Source organism: Acinetobacter sp. 226 (assembly GCF_048147925.1).
Lineage (GTDB): Bacteria > Pseudomonadota > Gammaproteobacteria > Pseudomonadales > Moraxellaceae > Acinetobacter > Acinetobacter pecorum.
Map to the genome: position 1 here is coordinate 33,023 of NZ_JAYWYX010000029.1, position 10,003 is coordinate 43,025.

Annotated in this window: 6 protein-coding genes; all 6 read left to right on the forward strand. The window is 41.5% G+C overall.

Annotated features, from left to right (window positions below):
* The first annotated feature begins 3 nt into the window (after positions 1-3).
* The 6 genes from tssF to VXP95_RS13265 are packed head-to-tail and all read left to right on the forward strand — an operon-like array spanning position 4 to position 9,874.
* The gene (gene tssF, locus VXP95_RS13240) at positions 4-1,818 is read left to right on the forward strand and encodes a type VI secretion system baseplate subunit TssF (protein WP_064096153.1); all 1,815 of its coding nucleotides are present in this window, start codon (positions 4-6) and stop codon (positions 1,816-1,818) included.
* Positions 1,782-2,774, forward strand: a complete 993-nt coding sequence (tssG, locus tag VXP95_RS13245) for a type VI secretion system baseplate subunit TssG (RefSeq protein ID WP_416712195.1) — start codon at positions 1,782-1,784, stop codon at positions 2,772-2,774. Before tssF ends, tssG begins: the two co-directional genes overlap by 37 nt.
* Positions 2,771-4,201, forward strand: coding sequence for a hypothetical protein (locus VXP95_RS13250; protein ID WP_416712196.1), 1,431 nt, complete (start codon positions 2,771-2,773; stop codon positions 4,199-4,201). The genes tssG and VXP95_RS13250 overlap by 4 nt, the downstream gene beginning before the upstream one ends.
* 47 nt (positions 4,202-4,248) lie before the next feature.
* A complete protein-coding gene (gene tssM / locus VXP95_RS13255; protein ID WP_416712197.1) occupies positions 4,249-8,094 on the forward strand; it encodes a type VI secretion system membrane subunit TssM in 3,846 nt (1,281 codons plus the stop codon).
* 42 nt (positions 8,095-8,136) lie between these two features.
* Positions 8,137-9,096: a type VI secretion system-associated protein TagF gene (gene tagF / locus VXP95_RS13260; RefSeq protein ID WP_064102156.1), complete on the forward strand. Its 960-nt coding sequence runs from the start codon at positions 8,137-8,139 to the stop codon at positions 9,094-9,096.
* 1 nt (position 9,097) lies between these two features.
* Positions 9,098-9,874 carry an OmpA family protein gene (locus VXP95_RS13265; RefSeq protein ID WP_416712198.1) on the forward strand — a complete coding sequence of 259 codons (777 nt, stop codon included), beginning with the start codon at positions 9,098-9,100 and terminating at the stop codon, positions 9,872-9,874.
* The last annotated feature ends 129 nt before the right edge of the window (positions 9,875-10,003 follow it).

Genomic DNA, 10,003 nt, shown 5'->3' on the forward strand with positions numbered 1-10,003 from the left:
AGAATGAGCGCGATTGAAGAAGTATTACCTTATTACGAAAAACAGCTGCAGGAATTTAGCCAGCAGTCCCGAGAATTTGCCAATAAATATCCTAAAATTGCCCAGCGTCTGTCCTTAAATCAGGAGCAGATTGACGATCCGCATATTGAACGCCTGATTCAGGCATTTTCACTGATCTCGGCACGCATTGATAAAAAGCTGAATGACAGCTATCAAATTTTCACCCGATCAATTTTTGAGGTGATGTTTCCCCAGTATTTAAAGCCGTTTCCAGCATGTTCTATTGTTAGTTTTGAAGATGTCAATAAAATCAAACAGCTAAGTAATGCATATCTGATTCCTAAAAATACATCTTTAAAGTCTAAAAGTGTACGCGGCGTACAATGTGAATACCGGACTGTGCAGAATGTGACTTTACTCCCCATTGCATTGAAAGCTGTCAATTTCAAAACTCATCCTTCGGCGCATATTCACTTAAACCGTAATGCCACACTGATTTTGGATTTTGAAATCTTTAATCATCAGCTGAAATTACTGCAACAGCACCAGCTACCCATTTATCTGGATGCAATTTCAAGTTTTCCTTTACAGGTTATGGATCAGATCTTTAAGTCTGAAACCCAATTTTCAATCAAGATACATGATCAAGAATTTAAAATTCCTAATCCATTTGAATTGTTAGGTTTTACTGAGGAGGAGAGTTTACTGCCGGTGGATCAGCATACTCATCATGCCTATCGATTATTACTTGAATACTTTTGCTTTCCAGACAAGTTCAGTTTCCTGAACCTGAATCTGGATTTTCTCAATCAGGTCGAACCCGATACGTCAAATTTTGAGCTGCATGTTCACTTTAAAATGAACCTGAATGATCAGGCCGCGATTCGTAATTATTCAGAACTGGATCTTGCCAATTTCAAGCTGTTCACTACGCCAGTCATTAATCTATTTGAGAAACAGGCCGAACCACAGAAAATCAATCATCAGCGACTGGAATATCCACTCATTTCAGATGCGCATCATCCTGAATATTATCAAGTGTATTCGGTCTCCGAGATGAACCTGATTCGTGAAAAGAGTGATAAAGAACAGGTTACTCAACAAGTTTTGCCTTTTTTTGCTATGAGCTATTATCGACATGACGGCGCGCAATTTTACTATCATCTGCAGCCAGAAATTGCCAGTACGCAAAAGAATGACCTGAAATTTTCTTTAATTTCCAAAAGCCTGGAGCCACAGAATACCTTCTCTGATTTTATCAGTACTCGGCTGCTGTGCTGTAACCGCGATCTGCCTTATGAAAGCTATAACAAGGATCAGAATGCACTCAGCTTAAATGACAGTCAGCTGGCTCGACGTGGAGTGTTGTTAAAGCGCCCATCTTTACCTTATATATTCAAGCAGAGCCAAAAAGAACAATGGCGTATTATTTCCCATCTTTGCCTGAATAATCTCTCCTTGATGAAAGGCGATGCAGTCACGCATCTTAAGGAATTGCTGGAACTGTATAACCTGCCAGCTTCCAAAGAAAATCAGCAGATGATTGAAGCAATTCAATCGATTGATTTTTCATTGAGCCAGAAATTATTGGACCATAAACCTTTTCCACTGTTTGTCCGTGGTGTAAGTGCAAAGGTCAAGATGAATAACGAAGCATTTCGCGGATCAAGTCTGTATGTCTTTGTCCAATTGCTTAATCATATTTTTAACCTGAAAGTACAAATGAACAGTTATGTGGAAATGGTTGTAATTGATGCTGCAACAGAACAGGAGGTATACCAATGCGTGCAGAACGTTGGTGGCAAAAAACTTCTGTAGTGGAGCAGCTGTATCAGCAGCCAACCCGCTTTGAACTGGTGCAGGCGACTCGTTTGTTGCGTCATTATCCTGAGCAAAATCAATTACAGGACTGGAAGAGGGGATTTAGTTTTACGAGTTCACTGAACCTGAATTTTGCAAAATCCGAGATTGAATGTCTGGAATGGAAAGATCGGAAAATTCAGCTGACCAGCGCGATGATTGGCTTGACCGGTATACAGGGAGTATTGCCTTATGCCTATACCTATCGTATTAAGCAAAGTCCACGTCAACAGCGTGAGGAAACCCTGCATTTTCTCGGGTTGTTTAATCATAAACTCACCGCGCAATATATTGATGCTTCAGTTAACTATCATTTGCCACTGCGCTATGAAATTGAACAGGACAATTATTATCTGGAAATTTTACATGCGCTAAATGGCTATGTGCGTGAACAGCATCAGCAGAATCATCTGGATGATTATTTTGCTGAATTTTCCGGCTTAATGCAGGGGCAAAATAATAGTGCTTATGTGCTGAAAACCATGCTGAGTTGCATGTTCAAGCATAAGGTGAAGATCAGGGAGTATTTACCAGAACAGTTCAAGCTGGAAGATTTTCAAAAATCTTCCTTGGGTGGATCTACTCCCGCTTTATTGGGAATCAATAGTTTTTGTGGTGAATTGCTGACCCAGATTGATGAAAAAATTGAAATCGTAATTGGCCCATTAAACCGGCAAGACTATCTAAGCTTTCTTCCGCAACAAAAGCAGAGCGAAAAACTCAAACAGATCATTGCAACCTGGTGCAGCCCGACCTTGATGGTGGATCTGCGGCTGATATTAAACAAGGAAGAAATCCGTCCCATCCGGCTTGGTGATGAAAGTGTAGGGCTAGGACAGGGCGCTTTTCTGATGCCACAAGCATCTGCTGATAATCAGGAAACCTGTTATAGCCTGATGGGGAGAGCAGCATGATTAAGGTCATTGTCTCTACTATTCTGGCGTTGATCCTGATTACAAGTAGTCTAGTCATCTACTACTGGCGTGATGTGCAATACGATCCAACCGGCATGGATATGCTGCAATTCTTTATTCTGCTGCCGGTTTGTGCTGGCTTGTTATTGCTTTCTCCATGGCTGATTTACACATCACTAAAAGCTTATCAGACAGGGAAAGCACAAAAGTTAGAAGCTGCTAAAAATAAAGAGCAACATCTGCAACAGCAAAGTGAACTAGAGAAAAACAAGGAGAAACCGGTCGAAGAACTGACGCTAAAAGTCTATTCATCTGCGGCAATCCACAGCTTTGGTGAAAATCAGGACATTGTTGATGCTTTGCAGGCGTTTAAAAGCCCGGAACTGGATGAAACCTTGGCCAATCACTATGGACTGCCCATCCTGTCTTATCGTATTCGGAGTCTGGACGAGCTATTACCCGAAGCAGAAGAGAATGACACCCTGCACAGCATGCGAGTGCAACGTATAAATTTACTGATTCAGCAGCAGATGGAGCAACATAGTGAAAGCCTGTATCACATTGCTACACATCTTAGAAAGTCAGCTATGTTCTATGATGCAGAGACAGCTTATCAATATCGTATGCATCCGGGCTGGATCAATGAACAGTTTGATGAAGAGAAAGAAACGGATATTCCAGTTGAACAGGTTGCACGATTAAATAAATTGAATCTGCATATTCTGCTGCCGGCAACCTTAATTCATCTCTGGCCAGATGAAACCCAACAGAAGCTGATTGAACAGCTAGAACAGCAATATGAAATTGTGCAGAGCCAGATTCATGTCGAGTTTCATTATGTCGATCATAACAATGCCTATTCACTCTGGATGAACCTGCTCAATGATATTCAGCAGCAAAATGAACTGGTCAGTCTGGTGATTGCTGTACAGTCTGAAATTGACCAGGAGTGGCTGGAACAGCAGTTATGGCAGTCGGAACAATATCTGCCGGGAGAATATGCAGCGAGTATATGCCTGTCTTCACTACAGTTAAGCATTGAAGATTTGACAGAAATAAAAACAATAAAATTCGTTAAGCATGTCAAAAATATTAGTGAATATTTGAAGAAAAAAAGTCCAAACTTTGCTGATCAGCTACAGCAGGAAGCTGCATTTATACTTTTTCTGGATGATCCCTTACAGATCAGCACAGCAAAGAAGGTTCAACAGTATCTGGGTAAATTTGGAATAGAACTGCATCACGGCCTGTATTGTTATGCTTATCTAGGCGGTGCAACAGAGATGAAAGCACTATTTGGAATATTGCTGTGTATGCAAATGAATGAAGATGTCATTACATTGGCTTATTCAGTACAGCATCCTCAGACATTTTTTGTCTATCAACCCGTCAGTATGGTTGAGGAACTTGAACAGAACGCAGCCTGAAAAATTTTAAAAATCTGAAAAATAATAAAGAAATATAAGAGATTACAGTGAATACATTATTTTATACGATCTTGGGATATGTCTGGCAGTATGTGACCAATCCAAAAGCGATTATGGCATTGTCATTTTTCGTGGTGATTTTTTCCATGAAAAATACCGTATCCGAGCGTGTGTTCTGGATTCTGGTGGCGGTTTATAGCCTGATGCTGGTGATCTGGGGTATTTATGCATTCATCCAGCATTATCGACATGCAAAAAAAGGTGAAGAAATTTACGAGGCGATTGCTAGTACCACTGAAGCTGAACAGTACAAGCATAAGAATAAGGAAGAGTTACAGCTGATCCAACAGCAGATGAAGGAGTCAATTCAACTGATCCGCAAGTCCAGACTTGGAGATCGTAAGGGCAATGCTGCGCTATATGAGTTGCCCTGGTATATGGTGATTGGCAATCCGGCAGCTGGGAAAAGCTCTGCCATTTATCATTCAGGGCTGCGCTTTCCATTTGAAGAACATCACCAGAAAATGGTGTCTTCTGGCTTAAGTGGAACCCGTAACTGTGACTGGTTTTTCTCAACTGAAGGTGTTCTGCTGGATACTGCAGGACGTTATTCAGTCTATACGGAAGATCATTCTGAATGGCTCGGTTTCCTGAGCATTCTTAAGAAAAATCGTTCTAAGACACCTGTAAATGGCCTGATTGTCATTGTCAGTATTGCTGAACTGGTCAGCCAAAGTCCGGAAAAATCTATAAAATTAGCCAAAAACCTTCGTGCCCGTATTCAGGATTTAACCGAACGTCTGGAAGTTTTTGCTCCTGTATATCTAGTCTTTTCTAAAATGGACCTGATCGCAGGATTTACTGAATTCTTTGACTGTTATGATGCACAGGAATTTGATCAGGTCTGGGGGGCAACCTTACCGTATGCAGCCAATTCTAGCGAGCAGGCGGTAGAATTATTCGAGCAACATTACAACATTTTATACGATGGTCTGAAAAGTGTCAGTACAATACATCTGAGCCGTCGCCATTCACAGCATATTTCTCCAAGTGTCATGACTTTTCCGCTGGAGTTTAAGAGCTTAAAACCGGTTCTAAAAACCTTCATTTCTACACTATTTCAGGAAAATCCTTACCAGTTTAAACCGATTTTCCGAGGCTTTTACTTTACCAGTGCCTTGCAGGACGGCGTAATTGAAAGTCCGATGACGGAACAGATCGCTGATGATTTTCATCTGATCCGCAGTGATGATAGTGAAATTGGTCTGCCGAAACAGTCTATTTCTCAGGATCATGGTTATTTTCTGAAAAATCTGTTTTCTGAGGTCATCCTAAAAGATAAGCATTTGGTGCGTCAGCATATTAACCCTGCGAAAAAACGCCAGCGCTTTATGGCCTTCACAGGAGCGATTCTTAGCATATCAATTGTTCTTAGTTTATGGCTATGGTCCTACCGTAATAACCAGCAGTTGATTGCTGAAGTTCAGGCTGATCTTAATAAAGTAGTAAAGATGCAAGTACAGGCAAATCCTTCACTCACTCATCAACTGGATAGCTTGCTGATTTTACAAGGTCATTTACAGCAACTGGATCAATTTGATCAAAACCGGCCATTGAAATACAGTTTCAGTTTGTATCAAGGTAATCAGATTCGGGAAAAACTGCAAACTGAATATCTGAAAGGCATTGAGCATCTGGTTCTTCAGCCAACCCAGCAACAGATTGCACAGTACCTGCAACGGGTTAAAGCCAATGAAGCAGTTCTAAAAGAAAATCATATCCGGGTGAAAATCACCCATGTGGCGCAAGGACGTCAGATTGCTTCAGAACCTTCTGATCAAAATTCTCAAGATGCCTACAATGCCCTGAAAACCTATCTCATGTTGAGTAATCCTCAATATATGGATTCCAGTCACCTAAGTGATCAGATGACGCGTTTCTGGCGTACATGGCTGGAGCAAAACCGGGGTGAAATGCCGCGTGGAGAAATGATCCAGAAAGCTGAACAGATTTTAAGCTATGCCATTACATTGTCAGGACATAATGGTTTCCCTCAGATGAATTCTGATGCGGTACTGGTTGATCAGACCCGTCAGATCTTAACAGCGATTAACACCGGTGTTTCTGCACGTGATCGCGTTTATAACGAAATCAAGATGCGTGCTGCGGTGCGTTTCCCGGCAATTACGGTAAAACAGATTCTGGGGGAAACTAACCAGAATGTCATGCTGGGCAGCTATGCTTTGCCAGGAGTTTATACCTATCAGGCTTGGAAAGATTATGTGCAGCAAGCGATTGAACAGGCAGCAACCAGTTCAACGGATAGTCGAGACTGGGTGTTGAATACCACACAATCAGATGACTTAAGCTTTAGTGGTAGTCCTGAACAGATCCGTCGCCAGCTGACTGAGTTGTATAAAAAGGAATATATTGCCGAATGGCGTAAGTTTCTGAATGCGGTTCATTATGCCAAGGCAGGTGATTTTAACCAGCAAATCAAACAGATTGATATCCTGGGTGAACCTGAAAATTCTCCAATCAGGACGTTGATCCAGCATGTGGCCAAAGAAACCAGCTGGGATAATCCGGTGGTTCAAGCAGAACTGGCTGTGCCACAAAAAGGCTTTATTGCCTGGTTCAAACGTAAAGTGCTCAATCGTGATGCAGAAAAACAAGCACAACTGGCGAGTAACCAGTTAGGCCATGGCGTGATTGCACGTGAATTTCAGGTATTCTACCAGATGGCGCGTCATCGGGATGATCTGCAGAATCAATCCCTGCTAGATGGCTACATGCTTTCGATTTCCAAAATCCGCAGTCAATTCAATGACCTGAAAAGCTCTGGTGATATTGGTCCTGCAAGTATGGCCTTAGTAAAACAAACTATTCATGAGCAGAATTCCATTTTCAACACCACCCATAAATTTGTGGCCGAGAAAATGTCGGCTGGCACTACAGAGCTGGATCAGCAGCTACTGCAAAACCTGCTGATTGCACCCTTAATCCAGTCTTTTGAAAGCCTGATTGTTCCTGCACAGGCAGAAATCAACAAGCTTTGGACCATGCAGTCGTACCAGCCATTTACCCAGAGTCTGGCTCAGAAGTATCCATTTAGCAGTCAGGCAAATTTACAAGCTACTTCTAATGAAATTAATCAGATTTTTGGTGAAAGTGGCAGTATTGCACGTTTTGTAAAAGAGCATCTGGATCCTTTGGTGATCCGTCGTGGTTATACCTTAACTTCAAAAAGCTGGCAGGATCTGGGGATCAGCCTTAATCCAACTTTTGTAGCGAATTTCCAGACCTATGTAGCACCTAGTCATGGCGTAGCAACAGGTGAATTGAATCAGGGGCAGCGTATAGTACCGGCTGTAAACCAGTCCAATTTCCAGTTCTACCCATTGGAAAATCCAAAACTTTTAGCCTATACCTTTGATATCGATGGGCAGCGTATGCTTTTTGAAAATGGGGTACAACAATGGGTGAACTTTGTCTGGCCAAATCCGGGATCGATTCCGGGTGCGCGTATTACCGTGGTGGATCTGGAAGGGAAGACCCACACCATTTTTGATGAACCAGGTGAATATGGAATTAACCGCCTGATTGAAAGTGCCCAGCGTACCCAAAAAGGCAATAACTTTGAAATGATCTGGAAGAGCAAGGAGAATCCGGAACTTTCAGTAAAAGTAAACTTCCGGCTGGTTAGCGGCCAGAATAGCAATTCAATTGGTGGCCAGCCGAACTATGCCAACCTGCAACTGGTAGATCAGGTAGTTTCCAATAAATCGGTGCGTGTCGTCGCTGCGCAAAGTGTTTCTATATCTCCTCAGCAAAGCTCAGGCCAAGCAGGTCCGACTACGGCATTCGCCAATACAGGAGCAGCTGTACCATGATGAGGATTCAACTCAAACTGAAGAAAATGGTGGAGGTGAGTAATGTATGAGTTAAAAACTACACCACTTTATTATGGTAAATGTCCAGCTCGTGGCGATTTTCTCAAGTCACGAGGACAATATCAGCTGATTCAGCTGATTGATCAATGGATTACGGAAGCATTGGAATTTGCCATGCAAAAGACAGAGTTCAAACAGGCCTATGCGCAATTACCATCGCTGGATTTCTTTATTGCCAATCCGAAGGCAAGGCTATTTCTGGTAGCGAATCTGATTTCCAGTGAAGACAGCTCAGGCCGGCAGTTTCCCATGGTAGTCAGTCATCTGATTGAGCATGAACAGCCATTTGAAAATATCGTGTATTCACCCTTGTGTTATAAGTCAGCACTGGTTGAGCTTTATCAGTGCAATCGTGTAATGCGTTCAATACGAGATAGCGATATTTTGCTGGATAAACTGAATAAGCTTAGTAACCAGATTATGGTATCCAGCTATGAAGAGGCACAGATATTTTATGAACCTCATACTATTCATTCCTTTGCTAGACTGATGAATCTTAGTGCGTATCAGCTGTCGCAAAGCCTGATTGGATTGGGATTATTGCTGCAACCGGTTATTCAGCAAGGCACAAGTCGTTTGAATAAGGTACTGATTTTACCCATTCATAACATCAGTTATTGCTATGAAATTGCAGCATTTTGGGTCAGTTTAATCAGTCAGTTTGTGAAACATCATCATACAGAACTATTGATTGGTGTATTGCATCAAGAAAAGCCAATCTTGTTATTTGGCTTTAAAGGTGCAGACATACAGGCTTTGAGCGACATTTTCACGGAAAATCTGGATAGTCAGCATTGGGTATCACTTATCAATGCAACCTGGATTGATCAATACCTGGAAAATAATGCAGGCCTGGCAACACTGGAACAGTCCTTAAGTGAGCGTCAGATGAGTCTGGCTCGAGGCATCAAATTATTTAAACAGACATTTGTAGAAATATAAAATGAATATAAAAATCAAGAATTTAAAATTAAAAAAACTTATAAAAATCAATACAATATCATACTTATTAGTGAGTTTTTCTGTATATGCACAACCGGTCATTATCGAAGGTGCTGTACCAAACGAAAACACTAAACAGGAAATATTGAGTAAATTATATACAACTTATGGACAGGAAAATGTAGTAGATCGCATCCAGATCCGTCAGGTTACGGCATCAGCAGGCTGGTCAAATACCGTCAGCAATGTAATTAATGAAGACCTGAAAAAGGTAAAACAGGGAAAATTAACAGTAAAAGGTGCTGATATTCAGCTGATAGGTAAAGTATCAAATCCCGAACAGCTTCAGCAGACAACTGCAAAATTTCAGGGTTTAACGCCTGCAAATTATCGTTTAAATACACAGCTTTCAGTTAATCAGGCTTCGCAGCAAATTATTGATGCCGCATTGAAGAACCGGATTATCGAGTTTGAATCTGGCAGTGCGGTATTGGCTGTTTCAGGTGCACAGATTCTGGATGAAATGGTAATTGCCTTAAATAAGGTGGGAGGCAAAAAAGTCCGAATTATTGGACATACGGATAGTTCGGGTGATGCCAATAAAAATCTTGTGCTGAGCCAGCAACGTGCAGAAACAGTGAAAGCTTATTTAATCGAAAAAAATATTCCAGCACAATTGTTGAATACCGAAGGTTTAGGTGCAAGTAAACCCGTAGCAGACAACACAACAGCTGAAGGTCGCAAGAAAAATCGCCGGATTGAGTTTGAAGTGCTTTAAAAATATAAGTTGCTTGAGCAGCGCAACCAGATCTATTTGGAGTTATATTTGTTGTTATTCACCAATTAAAATGTCTATGCGATAAACCATTTAAAATGTCCTGTTTTTAACCACAAGAGTCAAGCACAG

Excerpts from the sequence above, each read along its gene's own strand:
- tssF (WP_064096153.1), top strand. The coding sequence starts at position 4 with ATGAGCGCGATTGAAGAAGTATTACCTTATTACGAAAAACAGCTGCAG.
- tssG (WP_416712195.1), top strand. The coding sequence starts at position 1,782 with ATGCGTGCAGAACGTTGGTGGCAAAAAACTTCTGTAGTGGAGCAGCTG.
- VXP95_RS13250 (WP_416712196.1), top strand. The coding sequence starts at position 2,771 with ATGATTAAGGTCATTGTCTCTACTATTCTGGCGTTGATCCTGATTACA.
- tagF (WP_064102156.1), top strand. The coding sequence starts at position 8,137 with ATGTATGAGTTAAAAACTACACCACTTTATTATGGTAAATGTCCAGCT.
- VXP95_RS13265 (WP_416712198.1), top strand. The coding sequence starts at position 9,098 with ATGAATATAAAAATCAAGAATTTAAAATTAAAAAAACTTATAAAAATC.